This window comes from Micromonospora yangpuensis (assembly GCF_900091615.1).
Taxonomy (GTDB): Bacteria; Actinomycetota; Actinomycetes; order Mycobacteriales; family Micromonosporaceae; genus Micromonospora; species Micromonospora yangpuensis.
In genome coordinates, this window is the sequence record NZ_FMIA01000002.1 from 2,652,358 (window position 1) to 2,679,224 (window position 26,867).

Below are 26,867 nucleotides of genomic sequence, written 5' to 3' on the forward strand. Positions count from 1 at the left end.
GGGCAAGGCCGAGGCCGAGCCGCCGCCGCCGGAACAGGGCGAGGAGTTCGGCTGGATCGACGACCTGCGGTCGGCCAAGGAACAGCGCGGAGAGATCGGCCCCGACCTGCCCCATCCGCAGTCGCCGCCCGGCGCGGGTCCCCCGCCGCTGACCGGACCTCCCGGTCGTCCCCCGGCCGGTCCACCCCCGCCCGGTCCACCCCCGCCCCATTCCGCAACGCCCGGTGCCCGCCCCGGTGGCGGGCCGCCACCCGGCGTCCGGCCCGAGGCCGGTCCACCCTCCGGCCGGTTCACCGCCGCGAGTCCACCACCCGACCAGGGGCCACCGGGGACGCCCGCCGGCCGGGTGCCGCCTCCGGGACCGTTTCCCTCTCCGGTGCCGCCGGGTTCGGTGCCGCAGGGTCCGGTGCCGCAGGGTCCGGTGCCGCATGGTTCGGTGCCAGTGGGCCCGCCGCCTGGTCCTGGGTCAGTGGGCCCGCCGCATGGTCCGGGGTCAGCGGGGCCGCAGCCTGGGCCGGCGCAGAACGTGCGACCGCCGGGTCAGCTTCCGCCCGCGCCGCCGGTCCAGGCCGGTCCGGGGCCGGCTCCGCGCCCGCCGATGGGCGACCCGCCGGGTCAGCACCAGCCGCCCGGGTTCCCCCCGGACCGGATGGCTCCGCCGCCGGGTGCGGCGCCCATCGCTGCCCCGCCTCCCGGCTCCCACCCCACGGGTGGGCCCGCGCCGGGCCCCCGCACCGCGAGTGCTCCGCCGCCGGCTGCCCGTCCTGGCCACGTCCCGCCTCCCGGTGGCCGTCCTGCGGACATGCTGCCTCCCGGTGGCCGTCCTGCGGACCCGCCGGCTTCCGTGACGCGGGCTGCCGCGTCGGTTCCGGTCGGGGTGCGACCGGTGACGCCTCAGGTGCCTGGTGCGCCGGGTGGGCCGATGGGGCCGGCCGGACCGGTGCCGCCCGGCCCCGGTGCCGGCAGCGGACCGCCACCGGCTGGGCCACCGGGCCCCGCTCGCCGGGACCACCCGGATCCGGCCGGGCCCCGCCGTTCGGTGGACGTACCCTGGCCCGGTTCGCCGGTGCCACCGCGAGCGCCGCACGAGGACGGTCGGTCGACCGAGCAGTCCCATCCGCACCGTCACCCCGCAGCTTCCGAGGCGGGCGACCGTGCCCCGGGTCGGGTGACGCCACCGGCCGGCGAACGCGGTGAAGCCCGCCATACCGGTGCACCCGTCGACCACGGCGGCCCCGGGGAGCCCGGCCGCCACGGCGGTCCTGGTGAGTCCGGCCGCCACGGCGGTCCCGATCCGCGCGGCGACCACGACCGCGCCACGGCATCCGGTTCCCGGGGCCGGTCCGGCGACGCCCCCCGTCCCGGTGAGGTGCCCCGGTCCGGTGGCCGTCGCCGGGCAGCCGAGCCCGACGAGCCGGCGGTGCCGAGGTCGGGAAACGCACCAGCCATTCCCGACGAGCCGACCGCACCGGCCGGTGGACAGACCGGTGCGGGGGTGCCCCGGGACGGGCGCAGCGGCGGGTTCCCCATGGTGTCCGGGCCGGAGGACTCCGGGGCGCTGCCGCGCGGCAGCGCCGCCGTGCCCCAGTCGACCGGCGCGTTCCCGACCGCCGCCGGCAATGAACGCGGACGGGGCGGTGGTGGCCGCCGTCGGGCGGCTGAGGAGGACGATGGCCGCCGTCGGGCGGCTGATGATGACGGCCGTCGTCGGGCGGCGGAGGATAACGGGGACTCCGTGGCGGGTGCCCCGGCCGAGCCGCCGAGCCGATGGCCGGTGAACCCGCAGGGCAGTCGTCCCGCCGACGCCACGAGGCCCCGCCGCGCCCCGGTGGACGGGCCGGCGAGCGGTCCACGGGGCGGTGCGGTGACCGTGCCGCGGCCTTCCGGTCAGGAGCAGACCGGGGGGCGTTCGGCGGTGCCACCGGGCTCCGGCCGGGCTCCGGTCGGTCGGGCCCGCCCCGGTGGCGACATGCCGCCTCAGGTCGGCGCGCCTCCGTCTGGACGACCTACGTCCGGACCGCCTCCGGTCGGTGCGCCGACCCGTCCCACCACCGGTCCGGAGTCCGGGCCGACCAGCGGTGGCCCGAGCGGGCCGGCAACGGGAGAGCACCGGTCGGGCGGGCCACCGCAGACCGGGGCGCATCCACACCTTCGTCCGGTGACCGGCCGGCAGCCGGCTCTGCCCGCTCCCGCCGCCGGTGGCCCCGGCCCCCGGCCCGGGACCGGGCCGGTCGGGCGGGGCCGGGCAGCACCGGAGGAACATCGGGTGGGCGCACCGGGCGCACCGGGCGCACCGGAGCATCGGCCGGGCCGGGCAGCACCCGAGGCACAGCGGCCGGGCGTACCGGGGTCGCACGTACCGGGGCCGCACGTTCCGGGACCGGGGGTACCGGGGCCGGAAGCCGGCGTCCGGCCCGACGCCGATCGACGTACCGTCGGGGCGGCCGCGGTGGTGCCGCCTCCGGCGGTGGCACGCGCGGCGGCACCGGTCCGGCCGACCGGCGACGAGCGCCCCGCGGGGCGGGCGACCCCGCCGCAGCGGGAGCCGGACGTCGACCAGGCCGTCGCCGCCTCCCCGGTCCGTTCGCAGGCAGCGGGGGTGGCCCGGGTGGCCGCCGCCGCACCGGTGACCGGGCCGGGTGGTCCCCGACCGGCGACCCCCGGCGGCGTCACGGACGAGCCGGACGCCGAGCAGGCCCGCGACGAGGCCGCGGAGCGGACCGCGACGGCCGGGGACGGAGCCGGGGGCGCCCGCTCCGAGCTGCGCCGCCGTCTGCGGGAGCGCCGCCGGCTGCGGTTGGGCCTGCTGGCCCTGGTGAGCGTGCTGGTGCTCGGTGCGTTGCCGCTCTACTTCGGCATCCGTACCCTCAGCCGCGATCCGGTCTTCGACACCCTCGACGCCCTCGGCGTGCCGGGCTGGGCGGCGGTACGGGTCGAGGACGACGTCAGCGGCAGCCGCTGGTGTCTGCTCGACTGCCGGCTGCGCGAGCGCACCGTGGAGTCCGAGCGCCCACCGGCGGAGACCGCCCAGGCCTACGAGCAGGCGTTGGCCGCTGACGGGTGGCGGCCCTGGAAGGTGGACCGCTGCCCGGAGCAGCCGGCGAACGGCTCGTACACCTGCTGGCGGCGCGACGAGCTGACCCTCGACCTGTGGGTACGCGAACCGACGTGCGTGCCGCCGCCGGTGGACGGCGAACCCGCGATCGTGCCCTCACCGGCCCCGCAGGAGCGGTCGGCGGAGTGCAGCGGATCGTCGGTGTCGCTGAAGGTGCGCAACGCCATCGACGACGACCGGACCCGTCCGCAGCCGAGCACCGACCCCTCGTTGACCGGTGAGGATCCGTACCCGACGTTGACCGAGGACCCCCTGGGCGAGCCGACCCCCTCACCGTCGTGAGCCGACTTCCATCACTGACGGTAGGGTCTGGGGCTGGTGGGGCCGCTGGTCCCACCAGCCGATGACGCAGGGCGGATCACGCCCGACGCGGCACCCGGTGACGGTCGCCCGCCCGGCGAGGACGTCGAGGCTCGTTAGCTCTGTTTGAGGAGGACATGCGTGGACGGTGGACAGATCGCTGCCCTGATCGCGGCTGGCGCGTTCCTGATGCTGGTGGTCGTGCTGGCGGTGCCGATCCTGCGGCTGCGGCACACCGTGGACGCCACGACCAGGATGATCAGTGACCTCAACGAGCAGACCACGCCGTTGCTGGGTGACGTCAACGTGACGGTACGCAACGTCAACACCGCGCTGGAGCAGGTGCAGACCTCGCTGGACGGGGTGAACCTCCAGCTCGCCAAGGTCGACACGATGACCAGCCACGCGCAGAACGTCACGGCCAACGTGGCGAACCTGGCCACCGTGGTCTCCGCCGCCGCGGCGAACCCGCTGGTCAAGGTCGCCGCCTTCGGCTTCGGGGTACGCAAGGCGGCGTCCGCCCGGCGGCATGCCGAGACCGAGCGTGAGGTGCGCGACACGATCAAGCAGCAACGCCGGGCCGCCAAGCGCAGCAACCGCTCCGCCGGCGGGCAGGGTCTGGGGGACCGGTCATGAGGCGGCTGTTCTGGCTGGGCATCGGCGTGGCCGTGGGCGTGCTGGTGGTCCGCAAGGCGACCCGTACCGCGCAGGCGTACACGCCGGCCGGTATCGCCGACGGGCTGTCGCAATCCGCTGGCAGTCTGGTGGAGTCGCTGCGTAGCTTCGTGGAGGACGTCCGGATCGGGATGGCCGAGCGGGAGCAGGAGATCCACGAGGCGTTCGCCCGCGGTGAGGCGTTCGACGACAACTTCGCCGAGCTGCGGGAGGACCCGCGGATCGGGGACCGAGAGATTTTTCCGGAGGAGCACCAGCGATGAAGACGGCGGAGATCAAGCGGCGGTATCTCGCGCACTTCGAGGCGAACGGCCACGCCGTGGTGCCGTCCGCTCCGCTGCCCGCCATCGACGACCCGAACCTGCTCTTCGTCCCGGCCGGCATGGTGCCCTTCGTGCCCTACTTCCTCGGGCAGCAGACTCCGCCGTACCGGCGGGCGGTCAGCGTGCAGAAGTGCATCCGGACCCCGGACATCGACGAGGTCGGCAAGACCAGCCGGCACGGCACGTTCTTCCAGATGAACGGCAACTTCTCCTTCGGCGACTACTTCAAGGAAGGCGCCATCCCGCTGGCCTGGGAGCTGATGACCACGTCGTCGGCACAGGGTGGGCTGGGGCTGGACGCCGACCGGCTCTGGGTGACCGTCTACCTCGACGACGACGAGGCGTACGACATCTGGCACCGCACGGTGGGGGTGCCGGCCGAGCGCATCGTACGCCGGGGCAAGGGCCCGAACTTCTGGGACATGGGCATTCCCGGCCCGTGCGGCCCGTGCTCGGAGATCTTCATCGACCGGGGCCCGGAGTACGGCCTCGACGGCGGTCCGGAGGTCGACGAGGACCGCTTCATGGAGCTGTGGAACCTCGTCTTCATGCAGTACGAGCGGGGTCCCGGCGCGGGCAAGGACTACCCGCTGGTGGGTGAGCTGCCGGCCAAGAACATCGACACCGGCATGGGCCTGGAGCGGATGGCCTCGGTCCTGCAGGGCGTCGACAACCTCTACGAGATCGACGAGATCCGGCCGATCCTGGCCCGCGCCGCCGAGCTGACCGGCAAGCGCTACGGCGCGCACTCCGGGCACGTGGCCAGCGAGTCGCACCCGGACGACGTCCGGCTGCGGGTGATCGCCGACCACCTGCGTACCGCGCTGATGTTGATCGGTGACGGGGTGACCCCGAGCAACGAGGGGCGCGGCTACGTGCTGCGCCGGATCATGCGGCGGGCGATCCGGGCGGTGCGGCTGCTGGGTTACCAGGATCCGGCCCTGCCGGAGCTGCTGCCGGTGGCCCGCGACTGCATGGCCCCGTCGTACCCGGAGCTGGCCGCCGAGTTCGGCCGGATCGCCGACTACGCGTACGCGGAGGAGGAGGCCTTCCTGTCCACGCTGCGCGCCGGCACCACGATCCTGGACACGGCGATCGCCGAGACCCGGTCGGCGGGCCGCCCGGCGCTGTCCGGGGAGAAGGCCTTCCAACTGCACGACACCTACGGCTTCCCGATCGACCTGACCCTGGAGATCGCCGCCGAGCAGGGGCTGCAGGTGGACGCCGACGGCTTCCGCCGGCTGATGGCCGACCAGCGCAACCGGGCGAAGGCCGACGCCCAGGCGCGCAAGACCGGGCACACCGACGTGTCGGCGTACCGGGGGGTGCTGGACGCCGGCGGGCCGGTGGAGTTCACCGGTTACACCGAGCTGACCCGGGAGTCCCGGGTCCGGGCGGTGCTGGCCGGCGGCGGCGAGGTCGGCGCGGCAGCCGAGGGGGACACCGTCGAGCTGGTGCTCGACACCACCCCGTTCTACGCCGAGGGCGGTGGCCAGCAGCCCGACCAGGGTCTGATCACCGTCGGCGGTGGCCAGGTCGAGGTCTTCGACGTGCAGCAGCCGGTACCGGGGCTGATCGTGCACCGGGCCCGGGTCGTCCGGGGCGAGGTCCGCGCCGGCGAGACCGGGTACGCCGAGATCGACGTGACCCGGCGGCGGGCGATCTCCCGGTCGCACACCGCGACCCACCTGGTGCACCAGACCATGCGTAACTTCCTCGGCGCCTCGGCCACCCAGGCCGGTTCGTTGAACGCCCCCGGCCGGCTGCGGTTCGACTTCAACACCCCGACCGGGGTGGCGCCGAGCGTGCTGCACGACGTGGAGCAGCAGGTCAACGAGGTGCTCCTGGCCGACCTGGAGGTGCACGCCTTCATCACCACCCAGGAGGAGGCCCGGCGGATCGGCGCGATGGCGCTCTTCGGCGAGAAGTACGGCGAGCGGGTCCGGGTCGTCGAGGTCGGCGACTACGCCCGGGAGCTGTGCGGCGGCACCCACGTGGCCCGCTCGGCCCAGCTCGGCCTGGTCAAGATCCTCTCCGAGGCGTCGGTGGGTTCGGGGGTCCGGCGGATCGAGGCCCTGGTGGGCATGGACGCCTTCGGCTTCCTGGCCCGCGAGCACCTGCTGGTGTCCCGGCTGGCCGAGCTGTTCCGGGTCCCCGGCGACCAGGTCGCCGACCGGGTGGAGCAGACCGTCACCCAGCTGCGCGACGCCGAGAAGGAGCTGGACAAGCTCCGGGCGCAGCTGGTGCTGGGCGGGGCGGCGGCGCTGGCCGCCCAGGCCAAGGACGTGCGCGGGGTGGCGTACGTGGGCACCGAGGCGCCCGAGGGGGCGGCCGGCAACGACGTGCGGACGTTGGCCCAGGAGATCCGGGGCAAGATCGACCCGGCCCGGCCGGCGGTGGTCGCGGTGGCGGCCCGGTCCAACGGCAAGGCGTCGCTGGTGGTGTCGGTGAACCCGGCGGCCCGGTCCCGGGGCCTGGCCGCCAACGACCTGGTCAAGGCGGCCTTCTCCGGCCGGGGCGGCGGCAGCGCCGACCTGGCCCAGGGCGGCGGCCTGCCGGCGGCCGAGGCCCCGACGCTGCTGCTCACCGTCGAGAAGGCGATCGCCGACACGTGATGTGGTCAACCGTCGTCGACCCGGGTCACAGGGGAGCAGTCCCCGCCGCGGCCCGGGTCGACGCGTTACTGGGGGAGGGCCGGAGCGTGTTCGGGGTACGACTGGGCGTGGATGTCGGTCAGGTTCGTGTCGGGGTGGCCCGTTCCGACCCGCACGGGGTGCTCGCCACCCCGGTGGCCACCCTGGCCCGGGACCTCGGTGCCGCCCCGGAGGCGGTACCGGCCGACATGGCCGAATTGAAACGCCTGGTCAGCGAGGTGGAGGCGGTGGAGGTGGTGGTCGGCCTGCCGGTCAACCTCGCCGGAAAACACGGGCCGGCGGCGGTGCACGTGACGGCGTACGCTGAGCGACTGGCCGAGGTGCTGGCACCTGTTCCGGTATCGCTCACCGACGAGAGGATGTCGACCGTGGTTGCTTCTCGTAGGCTGTCCGAGCGGGGCGTCCGTGGGAAGCGCCAACGTGCGGTGGTCGACCAGGCCGCCGCGGTCGAGATTCTGCAGAGCTGGCTGGACGCGCAGCGGAGGCGGACGTAATGATCGACGATCTGGACCTCGGGTTCGACGAGCAGGAGCGGGGGGAGAAGGGCCGGCACCGGCGTGGCTTCGTCGAGAGACGCAAGGCCACCGGCAAGGGCAAGGCGAAGTCCGGCGGCACGGGCAAGACCGTGATCGCCCTCTTCCTGGCCCTGGCGCTGCTCGGCGGCATCGGCGGCGGGGCCTACTACGGCTTCGACCGGGTGTCGAACTACTTCACCACGCCCGACTACGACGGTGCCGGCTCCGGTGAGACGACCGTCGAGATCAAGCAGGGTGCGTTGATCGCCGACATGGCGAACGCGTTGCACGAGGCGGGGGTGGTGAAGAGCCCCAAGGCGTTCGTCAACGCGGCAGCGGATAACTCCCGCAGCACCAACATCCAGCCCGGTACCTACAAGGTCCGCAAGGAGATGAGCGGCGAGAGCGCGGTCGCCGCCCTGCTCGACCTCAAGAACAAGATCGTCAAGGGGCTCACCATCCCCGAGGGCCGGACCGCCAAGAGCATCTTCAAGCTTCTTTCCGAGGAGACGAAGATCCCGGTCAAGGAGTTCGAGGCGGCGGCGAAGGACCCGGAGGCACTCGGTGTGCCGGACTGGTGGTTCAAGCGCAACGACGACAAGAAGGTCAGCAAGTCGGTCGAGGGCTTCCTCTTTCCCGACACCTACGAGCTTCCGCCAAACATCACCGCCGAGGGTGTGCTCTCGTTGATGGTGGACCGCTTCCTCACCGTTACCGGTGACATGGACTTCGCTGACAAGGTGGAGAAGGAGCGCGGCGGGATCAGCCCGTACGAGGCGTTGATCGTGGCGTCGATGGCGCAGGCCGAGGCGGGTAACGCCGAGGACCTCGGCAAGATCGCCCGGGTTGCCTACAACCGGGCCTACAGTGGCAACTTCCCCTGTAGCTGCCTGGAGTTCGACGTGTCGGTGAACTACTACTGGGAGTTGACCGGTAAGCCGACGAAGGCTTCGAAGGACATGCGTACCGAGGAGATTCGGGACCCGAAGAATCCGTACAGCACGCACTCGCATCCGGGTCTGACCCCCACTCCGATCAACAATCCGGGGAAGCTGGCGCTGGAGGGAGCGATGGATCCCCCGGATGGGCCCTGGCTCTTCTTCGTGGCGATCGACAGGGAGGGGCACTCCGCCTTCGCCGAAACCAACGCCGAGCACGAGCGCAACATCGAGAAGGCCAAGAAGAACGGGATCCTCTGAGCCGGGCCGCCTCGCAGGCAAGCAGCTCGACCCTGGCCGGTCGTGGCGGTCTCCGACCCCGCCTCACGCACGGTAGTGGGACGTTGACGTGTGATTCGCCCGGCGGTAGCGTCCCCAGTGGACGCTATACGGGGAGGCACGGGGTGAGATCTCTTCTGGGACGGCTGGCGGTCGGAGTGGTGGCGGGGATCGGGGTCTCCCTGGTCCTGGTGCCAGTTCCTGCCCAGGCGGCGGCGACCGAGCACTTCAGCACCACCGGAGCGGTGGGGCGGGCGGTGTACATCAAGAACGGTGACTGGAATCTCTATGCGCGTGATCCGCTGACCGACGGGCACTGCGCCCGCTGGCAGGTGCGTGCTCCTGGATCGAGCACCTGGAACTGGCAGGGACCGTCGGTCTGCACCGCCACCGAGCAGCACGCCACCTTCGGTCGAGCGCAGTACTCCTACCGCATCTGTCGTACCGGGGTGGGAAACTGCTCGGCACCGAAGACCCTGTACTGACCCAGCCGGAATCCGAGATAGTCTGGTCACCGCTGAAAGCGTGGCGGTCACACGGACGGAAGGCTGACGGGGACGTGGTGAGACGGGCGGCGGTGGTCGGCAAGCCGATCGCGCACTCGCTCTCCCCGGTGATCCACACCGCCGGGTACGTGGCGGCCGGGTTGACCGGCTGGTCGTACACCCGGATCGAGTGCGCCGAGTCCGAGGTCGCCGGCCTGGTCGGCGGCCTCGGCCCGGAGTGGGCCGGCCTGTCGGTGACCATGCCCGGCAAGGAGGCGGCGCTCGCGGTGGCCGACGAGGTCTCCCCGCTGGCCGCCGCCGTCGGTGCCGCCAACACCCTGGTACGCCGCCCCGACGGTTCCTGGTACGCCGACAACACCGACGTCACCGGCATGGTCGAGGTGCTGACCGCCGCCGGCGTACGCGCCGGTGCCACGGTGACCGTGCTCGGTGCCGGCGGTACCGCGCGGGCGGCGCTGGCGGCGGCGGCCCGGCTCGGTGCCGCCGGGGTGACCGTGGTGGCCCGCCGGGCGGCGGCCGTCGACGCGTTGCGCCCGGTCGCCGCCGCCCTCGACCTGCCACTGACCGGCGCGGGCTGGGACCCGGCCGGTTGGGACCGGACCGGCGGGGACCCGGCCGGTTGGGACCGGACCGGCGGGGACCCGGCCGATCGGGGCCCTACGGCCGGACCCGCCGACTGTGACGTGCTCGTCTCCACCGTGCCGAAGGGAGTCGCCGACCCGCTGGTCAGCCGGTGGCGGTGGCGGTCGTCCACCGTGGTCTTCGACGCCCTCTACGATCCCTGGCCGACTCCGTTGGCCGCCGCCGCCCAGGCCGCCGGTTGCCGTGTCGTCTCCGGGCTGGACCTGCTGCTGGCCCAGGCCGTCGGTCAGTTCGAACAGTTCACCGGGGTTCCCGCGCCGGTGCCGGCGATGCGCGCCGCCCTGCTGGCCGCCCGTCGTTGACCGGCCACGGCCCCCCGTTTCTTAGCTTTGGGTTAAGACGCGCTTACCCGTAGCTGTACGTGTGACGTCCCGCGACCCTCCTGGTTAGGCTGCACCCGGTACCACAGTCGACACAGGGAGTGTCCCTTGAACAGGCACGGGATTCACCGCCTCACCCGGCACGCCGGTCCCCGACGCAAGGCAGCCGTTCTCGGGGTGCTCGGCGTCGCGGTGGTGGGCGCTCTGGTGGCCACCATGATGCCGCTGCTGGCTGCCGACGATCCCGCCCTGGTGGCGGTGGCCGACACCACCGCCACGACGGTGCCGCAGGACGGTGACAACGGGGTCAAGACGTCCCTGGCCACCTGCCCGGCGCCCTGCGACGGCAACCCGCGCGGGGCCCGGGACGCGGTGGTCGAGTTCGCGGTGCGCGGGGTGCCCGCCACCGCCGTGGGCCTGCGGGCCACCCTGCGGGTGTACGCCTGGCGGGACGCCGCCGCCACGGTGACCGCGTACGCCTCCCCGGTGGACGCCCGGCAGGCCCGGCCCGCGCCGGTGGAGCCGGTCACCGCGTTGGACTCGGTGTCCCGGGTGGCCGAGGGCTTCAACGAGTGGGACGTCTCGGCGCTGGTGCGGGGCAACGGCAACTGGACGGTGTCCCTGGCCCAGTCCGGTCTGGACACCCGGCTCTACTGGGCGTCCCGGGAGAACCGCGACCCGGAGCTGCGACCCCGGTTGCTCGTCGACTACGACGTCGCGCCGACCGCGTCCCCGACGGTGCCGGCCACCCGGCCGGCCACCTCGACCCCGGCGACCACCGCGCCGGCCAGCCCGACGCCGCGCGTCGAGCCGAGCACCCCCCGCCCGTCGGCGACCACCCCCGCGGCGACGCCCAGCACCACCGCCCCGGCCAACGGTTCGGGCCGGTGCGGGACGGTGTCGGCGAAGCTGGTGCCCTCCTGCGGCGCCTGGTGGGGGATGTACTCGCCGGCCTCGGCCGGCAACGGGTGGGACCACGGCCAGGCGGTGGCCGATGTGGAGGCCCAGGTCGGGCGGAAGTTCGACGTGGTGCACCGCTACCACGACTTCTCCAACGCCGGCAGCAACGGGGCCTTCCCCGACCCGTACGAGCAGCAGCAGCTGCGCGAGGGCAGGCTGCTCTTCTTCGCCTGGGAGTCCCGGAACTTCTCCACCGGTACGACGTTCACCTGGGCGGACGTCTACAGTGGCCGGCACGACGAGACGATCGACGCGGTGGCCGGTCGGATCAAGGCGGTCGGGGCGCCGGTGTTCATGGGCTTCGACCACGAGCCGGAGGACGAGCCGGCCAAGGGCAGCGACGCCGACTTCGTCCGCGCCTGGCGGTACGTGCACGACCGGTTCGCCAGGGCCGGGGCGTCCAACGCCGTCTGGGTGTGGGTGATGATGGGCTGGTCCGGCTACCACGACCGGTACGTCGGCCTCTACCCCGGTGACCGGTACGTCGACTGGGTGGGCTACGACCCGTACAACTTCCAGGTCTGCAACGGCAGCACGGTGTGGAAGAGTCCGCACGAGACGGTCGGTGGCTTCTACCGGTGGCTGGACGACAACGGGGTGGGCGCGGGCAAGCCCCGGATGCTTGCCGAGTTCGGCACCAACCTGCACCCGGACGACCCGGGGGCCAAGCGCCGGTGGTTCGAGGAGTTCCCGGCGGCCCTGAAGGCCCACCCCAAGATCAAGGCGGCGATCTACTTCAACTCGCCGGGGATGACCCGCAAGTCCAGCACCTGTGACATGACCATGAACCACAACGCCTCGGCGGTGGCCGGCTTCGCCCAGGCCGGGCGGGACTCCTATCTGCGTCAGCCGACCGCGCGGAGCACCCGCGACTGACCTCGGCCCGACAGTGACGTGGCCGGTATGGACCGTCCACGTCGCTGTCGGTTACCGGATTCAGTGACCGCCCAATCGGCGGATTTCCCTTGTGGCGCTGGACAAGGCACGCTACGCACGTTCTGTTGGCCCTCCCAGGAGGCACAGCGTGCCCGTTCCCTCCCTTCTCCGGCGTACCGCCGGAACCACCCGTGCCCGCGCGACGCTGCTCGCGGTGGTGGTCGGCCTCACGGTGTTGACCGCACCCGCCGCGGCGTCCGCCGCCGTGGTCCCGGCGCCCGCGCCGGCCACCCTCGTCTCGGCCAACCCCGCCGACCACACGCCACACGCCCGTGACGGTGAGACCCGCGCGTTCGCCCAGGTGGGCGACATGGTCTACGTCGGCGGCAGCTTCACCCAGATCCGCCTCACCGCCACCGCCACCTGGACCACCCAGCGCTACCTGTTCGCCTACCACCGCGGCACCGGGGCGATCTCCACCACGTTCCTGCCGGTGCTCGACGGGGCGGTCAACACCCTGATCGCCGGCCCCGGCGGCACCGTCATCGTCGGTGGCGCCTTCAAGACCGTCAACGGGATCGCCCGCCGCAACCTGGTCGCGCTCGACCCGACCACCGGCGCGATCATCGACAGCTGGGTCGGTCGCTCCGACGGCGGGAACGTCCGTGACCTGGTGCTGCACGGCAACGACCTGTACGTCGCCGGCGCGTTCAACTGGCTCAACGGCACCGCGCACACCGGGTTGGCCCGGCTGAACGCGACCACCGGTGCGATCGACCCGACGTTCAACGTCAACGCCACCGTGGGCCGGCACGAGACCAACTCGTACGTCTGGGCGATCGACGTCTCCCCGGACGGCAACACCCTGGTCGTCGGCGGTAACTTCACCCTCCTCAACGACCTGCCCCGCAACCAGATCGCGCTGGTGGACCTGACCGGGACGCCCTCGGTGATCGACTGGAGTTCGGAGAAGTTCGTCGCGGGGTGCGGCAGCCCCTCGACCTTCGTGCACTACGTGCAGGACGTGAGGTTCGGCGCGGACGGCAGCTGGTTCGTCGTCGGCACCAACGGCGGGTCGGGTTGGCCGTCGGCGTACTGCGACGCACTGGTCCGGTTCGAGACCGCCGCGCGGGGGACCGGGCAGGTGGCCACCTGGGTCAACTTCACCGGCAACGACACCATCACCTCGGTCGAGGTCGCCGACGGGGTGATCTACCTCGGTGGGCACTTCCGTTGGCTGAACAACCCCAACGCCAGTGACGTCGCCGGCAACGGGGCGATCGACCGGCTCGGCATCGGGGCGGTCAACCCGGCCACCGGCATGCCGCTGAACTGGAACCCGCGCCGTACCGCCTCGTCGCTGCCGACCGGGGCCAGCAGTTGGGGCTCCTCGGTACCGGTGATCTGGCGCGGCACCGACGGGATCTACTTCGGGCACAACTCCGACGGGATGGGCAACGAGTACCACGGCCGGCTCGGCATGTTCCCGCTCGCCGGTGGACGTACCGTCACCCCGAAGAACCCGCAGCCGGCCGGCAGCGGCAACCTGCACCTGCGGACGGCCAACGGTGAGCTGGCCAAGGTCCCGTTCGACGGCACCACCCTCGGCACGGCGACCGTGGTCAGCCAGCCGAACTGGACCAACGCCGGCGCCACCTGGCAGGTCGACGACCGGATCTACTGGGCGCGTACGGTGACCGGCGCCCCGAGTGGCAGCCGGATCGACATCTCGCTCTACAACGGTACGGCGATCGGCGCGTCGTGGGAGGCGTCGGGCTACAACGACTGGTTCAACGCGGCGAACCTGACCGGCGCGTTCTACCTGGACGGTCAGCTCTACTACACCCGGACCGGGGCCAACGCGCTGTACCACCGGTACTTCGAGATCGACGGCAACTACCTCGGCGCCACCGAGTTCAGCACCCCGACCACCGGGATGACCTGGTCGGCGGTGCGCGGGATGGCCTGGGTGGACGGGCGGATCGTCTATGGACACACCGACGGTACGCTGCGTGCCGTGCCGTTCGATCCGACGGCCGCGCCGGTGGTGACCGGTACCGCGGCCACCGTGCTCGCGGCGCCGAGCCCGGGGTTGACCTGGTCGCAGTCGGCCATGTTCTTCTCCGTACAGTAAGGATCGACCGATCGTGATGGTTTCTCGGTAGATTGGTCGACCGGGGGCCGGCGACGCAGTCGCGTCGCCGGCCCCCGAGACGGTGGGGAGGGTGTGTTGGCTGGCGTCGCTCAGACCCGGCGGGGGCCGTTGCTACGCGCGGTGTTCGCGCTCCGGCGGGTGTGGTATCGGCTGCGCTACCGTCGGCTGACCCTCGGCCGGGACGTCGAGATCCGCGGCCGGCTCCGGCTGCGCCGCGGGGTGCGGGTGACCCTCGGCGACCGGACCAGGGTGAACAAGCTGGTCCGCTTCGCCGGGCCGGGTGAGGTGCGGGTGGGCGCGGACTGCCTGCTCAACGCCACCTGGATCGGTGCCTGGACCTCGGTGACCGTCGGTGACCGGTGCCTGCTCTCGGACTGCGAGCTGCTGGACAACGACTTCCACAACCTTCCCCCCGAGCTGCGGCACGCCCCGCCGACCGCGGCCACCCGCGCCCCGATCGTGGTCGGCGACAACGTCTGGATCGGCACCCACGCGCTGGTTCTCAAGGGCGTGCGGATCGGCGACGACAGTGTCGTCGGCGCCGGCACGGTCGTCCGGTCCGACGTGCCACCCCGGGTCGTCGTCGTCGGCAATCCCCAACAGACGGTGAAGAAGTTCCATGACTGAGCACGCCTCCGCCGGATGGTCCCCGGCCGACCGGCCGACCGGCCCACCCGCCCGTACCGTCACCATCACCGACGTGCTGCGGGTGCCGCTGCACCGGATCCGTTTGGTGGCCGCGATCGCCGGCTCCGGCCTGCTCGCCGCCCTCACCTTCGTCATGCTGGCCCCGGCGGCGGTGACCGCCAGCGCGGTGGTGGCGGTACGTCCGGTGGTGACCGACGCGTTCACCCCGACCGGCGGCAGCCCCGACCGGTCGGTGAACATGAACGTGGAGAGCGGCATCGCCACCGGCACCGACGTGGTCAGCCGGATCGCCGAGGCGGTCGGTCGTCCCTCGGTGGAGGTCCGCAACGCGCTGGAGGTCGAGGTACCCACCGGCGGGCAGATCCTGCGCTTCGTCTACCAGGGCCGCACCGTCGACGAGTCGGTGGAGACCGTCAACGTCGCCGCCCGCTCCTACCTGGACGTGCGCCGGGAGATGTACGAGAGTCAGCGCAACGAGATGCTGCGCTCCTACGACGCGAGCATCGCCAAGGTCACCGAGCAGCAGACCACGCTGCAGAAGCGGATCGACCGCAACCGGGGCACCGCCGCCGCCGACGCGGCGGTCAGCGAACTCGCCGCGGTCAACAACCAGCTCACCCAGCTCAACTCGGCGCGCAGCGAGATCGCCGCCGTCGACGTGAACCCGGGCTGGTTGACCCAGACCGCCGAGCCGGAGCTGGCCAACCGGGACGGCAGCCGGATGCTCTACCTGCTCGCCGGCCTGCTCGGCGGGACGTTGATCGGCGTGGTCGCCGCGTACGGCTGGGAGTCGATCGACAGGCGGATCCGCACGGTGGCCGACGGGCGGGAGGTCACCGGACTGCCACTGCTGGGCACCGTCCGGCGGCGGCGGGTGCCCGGCCGGGCACAGTTGGTCGACGCCGACGTCCGCTACGTCGCGATGGCGATCGCCGCGCAGGTCAGCTCGCCGGCCCGGGTGGCGGTGCTGACCACCCGGGAGGACTCGACCGCGACCACGGCCGGGCTCGCGGTGGCGCTCGCCGCCGACGGCCGTCCGGTCTTCGTCGCCGACGACAGCGGACGGGCCGGCCGGCTGCGCGAGGCGGTGCTGGCCGGCAGCAACCGGCTGCCCTTCGACCGGGTCGCGGTGGCGCAGCAGCCACACCTGCCCAACGGCACGGCACCGCCGGTGCGGGGGACCGGGGTGGTGTCGGTGCCCACCGCGGCGGGCGGGACGGCGGGTGCCGGGACGGCGCCCAACCGGCGGCCCTCGCCGTACCCGGCCGCCGCCCGTACCTCCGGCGACCCGGACGCCACCGCGATCGTGCCCCGGGTCACCTCCGGTCGGGCCGCCGCCCCCGGGCGGATCGTCGACGCCCGCCGGGGCGGCGCCGAGCCGGCCGGCGACGGTTCGGAGATCACGGTGGGCCCGGGCAGCGTCCGGATCGGCACCGCCCGGCAGGCAGTGGGCCAACCGCTGGTGCTCTACAACGCGCCACCGGCCGAGTCCGACGAGCGGGGGGTGGCGCTGGCCCGGCAGGGCACCGCGGTGATCGTGGTCGTGCAGGACCGCACCCGACAGACCGACCTCCGGCGGCTGGTGGAGCGGCTGCGGGCGGCCGGGGTCAGCCCGATCGGCTTCGTGCTGACCCGCGGCAGCCATGGCTGACCCGCGCGCCGACGGCCCACCACCGTCGGCCGCCGTCGGACCGTCGGGGCCCGTCCTGCCGTCGGCCGCCGTGGTGCCGCTGCTGCCGGTCTGGCCGCTGGCGGTGATGTTCGGGCTGGTGCCGCTCTGGTGGCTGACCGGAGCGTTCTACCTGGGCTGGCCGTTGCTCGGCGCGTTGCTGCTCACCATCCTGGTCACCCGGGGCCGGGTGCCGTTGCCCCCGGGAACGGGCGGGTGGCTGCTCTTTCTCGCCCTGGTCGTGGTCAGTGCCACCCAGTTGCAGAACGCCGCCTCGCTGCTGACCTTCGCCCTGCGGCTGGCGTTCTACCTGACCGCGCTCATCGTCGGCTGCTACGTCTACGCCGCGGCCCGGGAGCGCCCCCGCCAGGTGACGGTGCTGATGCCGCTCTGCGCCTTCTGGTTCGGCCTGGTCACCCTGGGCTGGCTGGGGGTGCTGGTGCCCCGCTTCGCGATGACCACGCCGATGGAGGTGCTGTTGCCCGCCGGCCTGGCCAACACCCCGTTCATCCAGGACATGGTCCACCTCACCACCGCCGAGTTCAGCCCACGCTCGCTCAACCCGATCTACCGACCCGCCGCGCCGTACGCGTACACCAACAACTACGGCAGCGCGTACGCGATGAGCCTGCCCTGCGTGGTGGCGCTCAGCATGCTGCTGCGCCGGGGGCTGCTGCGCTGGGTGCTGCTGGGCTCGTTGCCACTGTCGTTGGCACCGGCCTTCCTCACCCTGAACCGGGCGATGTTCCTCAGTCTCGGCGTCGGGCTGGCCGTGCTCGGGATCCGGGCCGCCCTGCGGGGCAACATCCGGGTCGCGGCCTCGATCGTCGGGGTCGCCGTGCTCGGCGCGGTGGCCACCCTCTTCATCCCGGTCGTCGACCTGATCAGCAACCGGGTGGAGTCCAGCGACACCAACACCGACCGGCTCTCGCTCTACACCGAGGTGCTCGACCGGGTCCGCGACTCGCCGTGGCTGGGCTACGGCGCGCCGGTGAACGTGGACACCGTCTCGGCCGACGCGCCGATCGGCACCCAGGGTCAACTGTGGATGGTGCTGTTCAGCCACGGGGTGCCCGCGCTGCTCTGCTTCCTCGCCTGGTTCGTGCTGGCGTACCTGGTCTGTTCCCGGGCGGTCTCACCGCCGGGTCAGTGGCTGGCCGTGGTGCCGGTGGTCTGCCTGGTCCAGGTGCCGTTCTACGGGATGGCCAACCAGAACCTGGCGCTGGCGTTCTTCGTGATCTGCTTCTCGATGGCGCTTACCGAGCGGGAACGCGCCGTCATCGGTGACCGGGTCCGTCGTACCCCGGTGGCGGTGCCCGCGTGACCGCCGTCGCGCCCCGCGCCGACCAGCCGGCCGACGACGCCACCGAGACCCGACGCAGCGCCCGCAGCGGCGCCGCCGGTCTGGTCGGGGCGGCCACCAGCGGACTTTTCGGCTTCGTCCTGGCGGTGGTGATCACCCGGGGCTACGGTACGGCCGGCTCGGGTGCCTTCTTCGCGGCGATCGGGGTGGTCACCGTCGCCACCGCGGTCTGCACCCTCGGCGCGGAGACCGGGCTGATGTGGGCGCTACCCCGGCGGCGGACCGGCCCGGACGGTGACGCCGCCCGGCTGCTGCCGGTGGCGCTGGTCCCGCCGCTGCTGATCGCGCTCCTGGTCGCCGTCGGTGGGGTGGTGGCCGCCGGCGGACTCGCCGGGCTGCTCCTCGACGGCTCGGGTGACGCCGGCCGGCCACTGCTGGTCGCCGCGTTCGTGGCGGTGCCGGTGGTGGTCGCGATGACCCTGCTGCTCGCGGCGTTGCGCTGTGTACGGCCGATCCGCGCGTACGTCGCCGTGCAGTTCTTCCTGCTGCCGGTGACCCGGCCGCTGCTGGTCGGCGCGGTGGCCCTGGTCGGCGGCGGCCTGGTGCTGGGCCTGACCGGCTGGCTCGTCCCGGCCGGCATCGCCCTGCTGGCCTGCCTGGCGCTGGTCGCCGGGCCGGTCGGCCTGGGCCGGGCGGTGCCGCTGCGGCCCCGGCGCACGGACTGGTCGACGTTCTGGGGCTTCGCGCTGCCCCGGGCCGCCTCGGCGGCGATCGACGCCGGCAGCATGTGGGTCGGGGTGCTGCTCACCTCGGCGCTTGCCGACCAGACCCAGGCCGGTGTCTTCGGCGCGGTCGGCCGCTACGTGCTCGCCGGTCAGCTGGCCATGCAGGGACTGCGGGTGGCCGTGTCGCCCCAACTGTCGCGGCTGCTCGGCCGGGGGGAACGGGCGGCGGCGGCCACCGTGCACCGGCAGCTGACCACCTGGGCGCTCGTGCTGTCCTGGCCGGTCTACCTGCTGCTCGCCGTCTTCGGGCTGGCCTTCCTCCAGCTCTTCGGGCCGGAGTTCGCCGCCGGGGCCACCGCGATGACCGTGCTCGCCCTGGCGATGCTTGTCAACACCGGGGTCGGCAACGTGCAGAGCCTGCTGCTGATGGGCGGGCACAGCGGCCTGCACCTGGCCGCCGCGGTGGCCGGACTGGCCGGCACCGTCACCCTCGGCGTCGCCCTGATTCCCGGGTACGGCGCGACCGGCGCCGCCCTCGCCTGGGGGGCCGGGATCGCCACCGAGAACCTGATCGCCTTCAGCTGTGCCCGCCGGACGGTGGGGCAGCCGTTGACCGACCGGGCGATGGGCCGGGCCGCCCTGCTCACCGTCGCCGGCGTCGGGGCGGCCTCGGCGCTCGGGGTGCTGGTCGCCGGCCGGGGGATCCCCGGGCTGGTGGTGGCGCTGGCCGTGCTGGTGACCGGCGCGGTCGCCCTGGTGGCGGTGCCCCGGGTGCGGCGTGGCATCCGGGCGATCCTGACGCAGATCCGGGGCGGGCCGAACCCCGTCCCGACCCAACCCACGAAGGGCAGGTGAGCACCGGTGTCCTCGCTCCGAGACCGGATGAAACAGCTGGTACCGACCCAGGTCACCGACCGGGTCAAGGAGAGTCTGGTCGACTACGGGGTACGGACCAGCGACCGGCGGCCGTTGCCGGACTTCCTCATCATCGGCACCAAACGCGGTGGGACCACCTCCCTGTGGAACTACCTGATCCAGCATCCGCTGGTGCCCCGGCTCTTCCCGGCCTGGAACACCAAGTCCGCGCACTACTTCGAGGAACACTGGCGGCGGGGCGAGGCCTGGTACCGCTCGCACTTCCCGACCACCCGGCAGCGGGCGGCGCTGGAGAACCGGCACGGCGGCCCGGTCCGCGTCGGCGAGGCGGCCCCGCTGTACATGTTCCACCCGCTCGCCGCGCAGCGGGTGGTGGAGCTGATGCCGCAGGTGCGGCTGATCGTGCTGCTGCGCGACCCGGTGGAGCGGGCGTACTCGCACTGGAAGGAGCGGCGCACCCACGACATCGAGCCGTTGGAGTTCGCCGACGCCCTGGCCGCCGAGGCGGAGCGCACCGCGGGGGAGCGGGAGCGGCTGATCGCCGAGCCGGAGTACTTCAGCGAGCCCTACGACTGGTACACCTACCGGGCCCGGGGCCGTTACCTGGAGCACCTGGAGCCGTGGCTGGCGCGGTTCGAGACGTCCCAGTTCCTCTTCCTGCCCAGCGAGGACCTCTACCGCGACGCCCGGTCGACCTACGCGCGCACGCTCGACTTCCTCGGCCTGCCCGCCTTCGACCTGCCCGACTTCAAGGTCTACAACGACCGGCGGTCGGCGCCCCTGGACCCCGCGGTACGCGCCGAGCTGACCGACTACTACCGGCCGTACAACCAGGCGCTGGAACGACGCCTCGGGATGACCTTCGACTGGGGCGCGCGGTGACCTCGACCGGTGACCCGCGCGGACGTACCGACGGGTTGGGGTGGGTCAGCCGGGCGGTCTTCGGTGACGACCGGATCGGGCTGACCGTCGACGGTGCGCCGCCGGCCGGCCACCGGGTGCTGGCCCGGTACACGGTGGTGCCCTCGGTCGAGCGGGCCCGGTTCCTGCTGCCCCGGGGTGCGACCCGGGCCACCGCCGCGGCGCTGTTGGCGTACAACGCGCTGCGTCCGCCGAAGATCCGGGCGGTCCGGGCCGGACTCGGCGCGTTGGCCCGGATCGGGGTGCTGGACGCCGCCCGCTTCCCGACCCTGACCGTGTCGCTGCCGGCCGACGTGGATCCGGCCGGAGCGCTGCTCGCCGCACACCTGGCCGAGTTGCTCGGCGTCCGTCCGGCGTACGCGGCCTGCGGGATCCGGCCGCCGGACCCCCACCACAAGCCGACGTTGCAGGTCTTCGCGGCCGACGGTCGTCCCCTCGGTTACGCCAAGATCGGGTGGAACGACGCCACCCGGGCCCTGGTGACCGCCGAGTGCGCCGCGCTGCGCGCGCTACCGCAGGCATCCGGTGTGGACGGCCATCCGGTGACGCCCCGGCTGCTGGCCGAACTGACCTGGGCCGGCCAGGTGGTCGCCGTGGTCGAGCCGCTGCCGCTGGCCGTGCGGGGCGTGCCGGTCGACGACCCGCCGAGGATCGGCGCGCTGCTCGCGGTCGCCCGCCGGGGTGGCGCACCCGCCGCCCCGCGGCCGCTGGCCGGCTCGACCTTCCTGGCCCGACTGACCACCGAGGCGGCCCGGGCCGCTGCCGCCGACGACACCATGGCCACGGCCACCGCCGGCAGCGGGGTCGAGCAGAGCGGGACGAGCCGGGCGGGGGGCGGCGAGCGGGCCGGGGCACGGGCGGTCGAGGCGGTCGCGGCGCTGGCCCGCCGGCACGGCGACACCGCTGTCGAGTTCGGACACTGGCACGGTGACTGGGTGCCGTGGAACCTCGGCCGGCATGCCGGGAACCTGGTCGCCTGGGACTGGGAGCACAGCGGGCCGGACGTACCCCTCGGGTTCGACCTCGCGCACGACGCCTTCCAGCGGGCCCTAGTGCTCGACGGGCAGCCGGCCGGGGCCGCCGCCGCGGCGGTCGACGCCCACCTCGCCGCGCACGGTGCCGCGCTCGGCCTGTCGGCGGCGGGCCGGCGGCTGGTGGCCGACGCCTACCTGGTGGAGATGTGGCTGCGCACCTGGCGGCTCGCCGCCGGGGGCGCGGGGTGGAACCCGGCGCTGCATCCCGCGCTGTTGGACGTCGTCGAGAAAAGACATTCCGGTTGATCTGCCGGCCAGATCCGCCGCCGGAGGTCCACAATCCGACGTATCCGCAGGTGATGACGACACCATCGGTATGGTGTCCGCTGTGGACGACATCGGAGCCGGATCGCCGCGGGGGCAACCGGCTTCACATTCCACGTCGTTCTGTGATGTCCTGACTACCGATAGAAACCGTTGATTGTCCTTCCGGGCGTGCTTGTGGGGAGTCGCGTGGACCCGACCGTCGAGGATCCGGCTGATCCTGCTGTCCTGTTGCTGGTCGGCTCCAGCGGTGGCCATCTGGCCCAACTGCTGGCGCTGCGCCCGTGGTACGAGCGGTGGCCCCGGTGCTGGGTCACCTTCGACACCCCCGAGGCGGTGTCGCTGCTGACCGGTGAGGAGCTGGTCGCCGCCCACCATCCGACCACCCGCAACCTGCCCAACCTGCTGCGCAACGCCTGGCTCGCGTTGCGGGTGCTGCGTACCCGGAGAATCGCCGCCGTGGTGACCACCGGCGCGGGCGTGGCGGTGCCCTTCGTGGTGTTGGCCCGCCTGCGGGGCATCCCGACGGTCTACATCGAGGTGTACGACCGCATCGACACCCCGACGCTCACCGCCCGACTCTGCCGACCGTTCCTGTCGGTGATGCTCGTGCAGTGGGAGGAGCAGCGCCGGCAGTACCCCGAGGCGACCGTCGTGGGGACCCTGCTGTGACCGGCGAGAGATCGACCCCCCTCGGTGGCCCCGACGTGACCGCCCGGATCCCCCGGCAACGGCGTCGGGAACTGCCGGCCCGGGCCCGGCTGCTCGTGGCCGTCGGCACCGACAAGCACACCTTCGACCGGTTGACCGACTGGATCGAGCAGTGGCACCGCGACCACGGCCACCGGGTCGAGCTGACCCTGCAACACGGGCACACCCGGGCCCCGGCCACCCCGGGAGCGGTGCCCTTCCTCGGTCACGACCAGCTGCAGGACGCGATGGCCAGCGCCGACCTGGTGGTCTGCCACGGTGGCCCGGCGACCATCCTGGAGGCCCGCCGGCACGGCCGGCTGCCCATCGTGGTGCCCCGCAACCCGGCCCACGGCGAACACGTCGACGACCACCAGCTGCTCTTCGCCCGCCGGCTGGGCGCCGCCGGGCTGGTGGCGCTCTGTGAGTCCCGGGAGGCGCTCGTCGCGGCGCTGGACGCCGGCCTGGCCGACCCGGGCCGTTTCCGGGTGTCGACCGACGACGGCTCGGGCGACGCCCGGCGGGCCGCCGTGGAGCGCGTCGGTCGGATCGTGGAGCAACTGGTGGCCTCGTCGAACCGGTCGCGTCGGCAGTGGTGGTGGCCGAGAGGCCGAGTAATGGACGGAGAACGCACCCGATGAGTCAGTACCCGACGGTCAGCGCCGTGGTTCCCACCCGGGACCGTCCGGTGTTGCTGCGGGCCGCGGTCACCGCGATCCTCGACCAGGACTACCCCGGCCCGATCGAGGTGGTCGTGGTCTACGACCAGTCCACCCCGGACCCGAGTCTGGCCGAGCTGTCCCGACCGGAACGGCAGGTCCGGGTGATCACCAACGGGCGGGCCGCCGGACTGGCTGGGGCCCGCAACAGCGGCACCCTGGCCGCCGAGGGTGAGCTGGTCGCCTTCTGCGACGACGACGACGAGTGGCTGCCCGGCAAACTACGGGCCCAGGTCGACGCCCTGCGCGCCGTGCCCGACGCGGAGTTCGTCAGCTGCGGCATCCGCGTCAACTACGACGGCCGTACCGTCGACCGGGTGCTCGACCGGTCGGAGATCACCCTGGCCGAGCTGCTGCGGGACCGGATGACCGAGCTGCACCCGTCCACCTTCGTGATCCGGGCCGCCGCCCTGCGTGACGGCTTCGGTCTGGTCGACGAGGAGATCCCGGGCAGCTACGCCGAGGACTACGAGTTCCTGCTCCGGGCCGCGCGCAGCGCCCCGCTGGTCAACCTGTCGGTGCCGTACGTGCTGGTGCGCTGGCACAAGCGGTCGTACTTCGCACAGCGCTGGGACACCATCTCGGCGGCGTTGCAGTGGCTGCTGGAACGCTACCCCGAGTTCGCCACCCAACCGGCCGGCCAGGCCCGGGTCAGCGGCCAGATCGCCTTCGCCCGGGCGGCCTCCGGTGACCGGCGCGGCGCGGTGCGCTGGGCCCGCCGGACGCTGCGCGGCAACCCCCGCGAGCCGCGCGCCTACCTCGCGCTGGCGGTGGCCAGCCGGGTGGTCCGCGCCGACGCCGTCCTACGCACCCTCCACAAACGCGGCCGCGGCATCTAGGGTGCAAGGAAGGGCCCCCTCTTAACGCCTACGGTAGAGAAGGTCACCCCTGTCACCGCCGACGGAACGTAGCCCGCGAGTTGACCGGTCGTCCGGGCTCAGGTTGTCGGGAGCAGGCCGGAGCGGAGCCTGCCGACGTCGCCGACGGCGGGAGCAGCGACGTCGGTCCGTCACGCGGGGCAGCGGGTGCGGGGTCAGGACTCCGGTTCCGCACCGCGTTGGCGCAAGCGCTCCCGAACGGCCACCCCGACGGTCGCGCCGCCTCCCGTCGATCACCGCAGCCGCCGGTGCAGCAGGTCGCCGCGGCTCGGCGGGGCCATTCGGCCCGGCCGGTCCGCGTCACCGGCCGACAACCCACCGGGTACGGGCGACGACTTCCACCCCGCCGGCCACCACAATGGATCATTCCGGTCTGCCGGCCGACGGGTGGTGGTACCGGGCAGCCACGGCCTGATCCAGGTCTCGACGCGACACGAAGAGGTACCGCGACGCCCGGCAGATACGTGACACGGTCTGTCCGGTGGGGCCGGATCCGGCGGTATGTGGCGTTCCTGTCCAGTGGCGTGGCGGTGGGCGTACTGCTGGTCCTTGGTCTGCCGATCCTGCTCGGCCCGCAGGTGCGGGTGTCGTGGTTGCTGGTCACGGTGCTGCCGCTGGGTTACCTGGCCGGGGTGGCCGCCCGGCGGCTCGGATGGCAGCCGGCGGCGTTCCGAGAGGGGCGGGCGTCGAGCTTGCGGGAGGACGTCCTGAGGGCGTTGGTGGCCATCCTGCCGGCACTTGCCGCGGCGCTCGTGGTGGCGGCGCTCACCGAGGCCGCGTCGGACCGGTGGTGGCGGTCCCTGCTCGCGGTCGCGCTGCTGGCGACGGCCGTCCCCGTCGGGATCGCACTGCGCCGCGAGCGGACCCACCCCCGCCCGTCGCGCGACTGAGCCGCCCCCCGGTGGGTGATAGGGGTGCCCTTCTCTACCGTACGCGTTAACAAGGGGCCCTTCCTTACAACGGCGACCGGGCGTGACAGACTGGTCGCCGTGTTGCGTTGGCTGACTGCAGGTGAATCGCACGGTCCCGCCCTCGTCGCGCTCCTGGAGGGCGTGCCCGCCGGCGTCGAGGTGACCACCGGTGAGATCGGGCGTGAGCTGGCCCGCCGCCGGCTCGGCTACGGCCGGGGTGCCCGGATGGCGTTCGAGCAGGACGAGATCGAGATCATCGGCGGGTTGCGGCACGGGGTGACCCTGGGCAGCCCGGTGGCGATCCGGGTCGGCAACTCGGAGTGGCCCAAGTGGCAGACCGTGATGGCCGCCGATCCGGTGGACCCGGACGAGTTGGCCAGCCAGGCCCGTAACGCCCCGCTGACCCGGCCCCGGCCCGGCCACGCCGACCTGGCCGGCATGCAGAAGTACGGCCACACCGACGCCCGCCCGATCCTGGAGCGGGCCAGTGCGCGGGAGACCGCCGCCCGGGTCGCCGTCGGCACGGTGGCGAAGGCGCTGGTGAAGCAGGCCCTCGGCATCGAGATCGTGTCGCACGTGGTCGAGTTGGGGCCGGTGGCAGCCAAGCCCGGTCTGCGGCCGGAGCCGCGGGACGCCGAGCGGATCGACGCCGACCCGCTGCGCTGCCTGGACGCCGAGGCGAGCGCCCGGATGGTCGCCGAGGTCGACGCGGCGAAGAAGGCCGCCGACACCCTCGGCGGCGTGGTCGAGGTGCTGGCGTACGGGGTGCCGCCAGGGCTGGGCAGTCACGTGCAGTGGGACCGCAAGCTGGACGCCCGGCTGGCCACCGCGCTGATGTCCATCCAGGCGATCAAGGGCGTGGAGATCGGCGACGGCTGGCAGCAGGCCCGCTCCCGGGGTTCCGAGGCGCACGACGAGATCATGCCGACCGCCTCCGGGGTGCGTCGGGTCACCGACCGGGCCGGTGGCCTGGAGGGTGGCATCACCACCGGCGAGCCGCTGCGGGTGAAGGCCGCGATGAAGCCGATCTCGTCGCTGAACCGGGCCCTGGCCACGGTCGACGTGACCACCGGGGAGCCGGCCACCGCGATCAACCAGCGCTCCGACGTCTGTGCGGTGCCGGCCGCCGCGGTGGTCGCCGAGGCGATGGTGGCGCTGGTGCTCGCCGAGGCCGCCACCGAGAAGTTCGGCGGTGACTCGGTTGCCGAGATCCGCCGTAACCTGGCCGGCTACCTCGATGCCCTGGTGATCCGGTGAGCCCCCGGCGGGGCGCCACGGGGGGACTCCGGTGACGAAGCCGGTCTGTGTGCTGGTGGGCCCGCCCGGCTCGGGCAAGTCGACGGTGGGCGCGACCCTCGCCGCCGCGCTCGGGGTGCCGTTCCGGGACACCGACTGCGACATCGAGGCGCTGGCCGGCAAGCCGATCCCGGAGATCTTCGTCGACGAGGGGGAGGACCACTTCCGTACCCTGGAACGGGCGGCGGTGGTCGCGGCGCTGACCTCGCACCACGGGGTGCTCGCTCTCGGCGGTGGCGCGATCCTCGCCGAGGAGAACCGGGCGGCGCTGTTCGGGCACACCGTGGTGTACCTGTCGGTGGAGTTGCCCGACGCGGTCAAGCGGGTCGGGCTGGGCGCGGGCCGGCCACTGTTGGCGATCAATCCCCGGGCCACCCTCAAGCACCTGATGGACCAGCGGCGTCCGCTCTACACGGAGGTGGCCACGGCGACCGTGGTCACCGACGGGCGTACCCCGGCCGAGATCGCCGCCGAGATCGAGTCCCTGCTCAAGCACTGACCCGCGGTCCGACGGCGTTCACCCGCTCCGCCGGGCCGCCGGCGACGGCACGCTGCGCATGCCACTGCCGGACCTGGTGCAGCATGATGCCGTCGACGAAGCCGCCCAACCCGACACCCAGGACGGTGGCGGGCAGCCGGATGTCGGCGGCGTCGGGCGTCGAGTCGGCCATCGGA

At 73.2% G+C, this 26,867-nt stretch carries 23 protein-coding genes; 22 read left to right on the forward strand and 1 reads right to left on the reverse strand.

Annotation, left to right across the window (positions count from 1 at the left end):
* Positions 1–2,761: 2,761 nt before the first annotated feature.
* From GA0070617_RS12100 to GA0070617_RS12205, 22 genes are all read left to right on the forward strand, one after another.
* Positions 2,762–3,397: a hypothetical protein gene (locus GA0070617_RS12100; protein WP_091446287.1), complete on the forward strand. Its 636-nt coding sequence runs from the start codon at positions 2,762–2,764 to the stop codon at positions 3,395–3,397.
* A 159-nt stretch (positions 3,398–3,556) separates the two neighbouring features.
* Positions 3,557–4,051, forward strand: a complete 495-nt coding sequence (locus GA0070617_RS12105; protein ID WP_091436567.1) for a DUF948 domain-containing protein — start codon at positions 3,557–3,559, stop codon at positions 4,049–4,051.
* Positions 4,048–4,353 (forward strand): DUF6167 family protein, encoded by a 306-nt coding sequence (locus GA0070617_RS12110; RefSeq protein WP_091436570.1) that lies wholly within the window; start codon positions 4,048–4,050, stop codon positions 4,351–4,353. The genes GA0070617_RS12105 and GA0070617_RS12110 overlap by 4 nt, the downstream gene beginning before the upstream one ends.
* Positions 4,350–7,028, forward strand: coding sequence for an alanine--tRNA ligase (gene alaS, locus GA0070617_RS12115; protein ID WP_091436572.1), 2,679 nt, complete (start codon positions 4,350–4,352; stop codon positions 7,026–7,028). The genes GA0070617_RS12110 and alaS overlap by 4 nt, the downstream gene beginning before the upstream one ends.
* Positions 7,029–7,114: 86 nt before the next feature.
* Positions 7,115–7,561 (forward strand): Holliday junction resolvase RuvX, encoded by a 447-nt coding sequence (ruvX, locus tag GA0070617_RS12120; RefSeq protein WP_229688302.1) that lies wholly within the window; start codon positions 7,115–7,117, stop codon positions 7,559–7,561.
* A complete protein-coding gene (mltG, locus tag GA0070617_RS12125; protein ID WP_091436574.1) occupies positions 7,561–8,781 on the forward strand; it encodes an endolytic transglycosylase MltG in 1,221 nt (406 codons plus the stop codon). The genes ruvX and mltG overlap by 1 nt, the downstream gene beginning before the upstream one ends.
* 143 nt (positions 8,782–8,924) lie before the next feature.
* Positions 8,925–9,284, forward strand: coding sequence for a hypothetical protein (locus tag GA0070617_RS12130; RefSeq protein WP_229688301.1), 360 nt, complete (start codon positions 8,925–8,927; stop codon positions 9,282–9,284).
* 92 nt (positions 9,285–9,376) lie between these two features.
* Positions 9,377–10,249, forward strand: a complete 873-nt coding sequence (locus GA0070617_RS12135; RefSeq protein WP_091446291.1) for a shikimate dehydrogenase family protein — start codon at positions 9,377–9,379, stop codon at positions 10,247–10,249.
* Positions 10,250–10,375: 126 nt separating this feature from the next.
* A complete protein-coding gene (locus GA0070617_RS12140; protein ID WP_091436580.1) occupies positions 10,376–12,103 on the forward strand; it encodes a glycoside hydrolase in 1,728 nt (575 codons plus the stop codon).
* A 205-nt stretch (positions 12,104–12,308) separates the two neighbouring features.
* The gene (locus GA0070617_RS12145) at positions 12,309–14,237 is read left to right on the forward strand and encodes a hypothetical protein (RefSeq protein ID WP_373868344.1); all 1,929 of its coding nucleotides are present in this window, start codon (positions 12,309–12,311) and stop codon (positions 14,235–14,237) included.
* Between the two features lie 96 nt (positions 14,238–14,333).
* Positions 14,334–14,885 (forward strand): acyltransferase, encoded by a 552-nt coding sequence (locus GA0070617_RS12150; RefSeq protein WP_091446295.1) that lies wholly within the window; start codon positions 14,334–14,336, stop codon positions 14,883–14,885.
* Positions 14,878–16,557 carry a P-loop NTPase family protein gene (locus GA0070617_RS12155; protein WP_091436582.1) on the forward strand — a complete coding sequence of 560 codons (1,680 nt, stop codon included), beginning with the start codon at positions 14,878–14,880 and terminating at the stop codon, positions 16,555–16,557. Before GA0070617_RS12150 ends, GA0070617_RS12155 begins: the two co-directional genes overlap by 8 nt.
* Complete coding sequence (locus tag GA0070617_RS12160; protein ID WP_091436584.1) at positions 16,550–17,899, forward strand: O-antigen ligase family protein; 1,350 nt, start codon at positions 16,550–16,552, stop codon at positions 17,897–17,899. The genes GA0070617_RS12155 and GA0070617_RS12160 overlap by 8 nt, the downstream gene beginning before the upstream one ends.
* Positions 17,896–19,458 (forward strand): lipopolysaccharide biosynthesis protein, encoded by a 1,563-nt coding sequence (locus GA0070617_RS12165; protein ID WP_091436586.1) that lies wholly within the window; start codon positions 17,896–17,898, stop codon positions 19,456–19,458. Before GA0070617_RS12160 ends, GA0070617_RS12165 begins: the two co-directional genes overlap by 4 nt.
* Before the next feature lie 6 nt (positions 19,459–19,464).
* Positions 19,465–20,361: a sulfotransferase domain-containing protein gene (locus GA0070617_RS12170; RefSeq protein WP_091436589.1), complete on the forward strand. Its 897-nt coding sequence runs from the start codon at positions 19,465–19,467 to the stop codon at positions 20,359–20,361.
* Positions 20,346–21,680 carry a hypothetical protein gene (locus tag GA0070617_RS12175; protein ID WP_091446298.1) on the forward strand — a complete coding sequence of 445 codons (1,335 nt, stop codon included), beginning with the start codon at positions 20,346–20,348 and terminating at the stop codon, positions 21,678–21,680. Before GA0070617_RS12170 ends, GA0070617_RS12175 begins: the two co-directional genes overlap by 16 nt.
* A gap of 207 nt (positions 21,681–21,887) precedes the next feature.
* Entirely contained in the window at positions 21,888–22,370 is a 483-nt protein-coding gene (locus GA0070617_RS12180; protein WP_091436592.1) for a glycosyltransferase family protein, read from the forward strand.
* Complete coding sequence (locus tag GA0070617_RS12185; protein ID WP_229688300.1) at positions 22,367–23,029, forward strand: glycosyltransferase; 663 nt, start codon at positions 22,367–22,369, stop codon at positions 23,027–23,029. Before GA0070617_RS12180 ends, GA0070617_RS12185 begins: the two co-directional genes overlap by 4 nt.
* A complete protein-coding gene (locus GA0070617_RS12190) occupies positions 23,026–23,946 on the forward strand; it encodes a glycosyltransferase family 2 protein (RefSeq protein ID WP_091436598.1) in 921 nt (306 codons plus the stop codon). The genes GA0070617_RS12185 and GA0070617_RS12190 overlap by 4 nt, the downstream gene beginning before the upstream one ends.
* A 503-nt stretch (positions 23,947–24,449) precedes the next feature.
* Positions 24,450–24,875, forward strand: coding sequence for a hypothetical protein (locus GA0070617_RS12195; RefSeq protein WP_139135639.1), 426 nt, complete (start codon positions 24,450–24,452; stop codon positions 24,873–24,875).
* A 99-nt stretch (positions 24,876–24,974) separates the two neighbouring features.
* Positions 24,975–26,153 carry a chorismate synthase gene (gene aroC / locus GA0070617_RS12200; protein ID WP_091436602.1) on the forward strand — a complete coding sequence of 393 codons (1,179 nt, stop codon included), beginning with the start codon at positions 24,975–24,977 and terminating at the stop codon, positions 26,151–26,153.
* A gap of 31 nt (positions 26,154–26,184) precedes the next feature.
* Positions 26,185–26,691, forward strand: coding sequence for a shikimate kinase (locus GA0070617_RS12205; RefSeq protein ID WP_091436605.1), 507 nt, complete (start codon positions 26,185–26,187; stop codon positions 26,689–26,691).
* Here the strand turns inward: GA0070617_RS12205 and GA0070617_RS31035 are convergent.
* On the reverse strand, positions 26,681–26,863 hold the full coding sequence (locus GA0070617_RS31035) for a DUF2243 domain-containing protein (protein WP_217628789.1): 183 nt from the start codon (positions 26,861–26,863) through the stop codon (positions 26,681–26,683). The two genes, GA0070617_RS12205 and GA0070617_RS31035, sit on opposite strands and share 11 nt — an antisense overlap.
* Between the last annotated feature and the right edge of the window lie 4 nt (positions 26,864–26,867).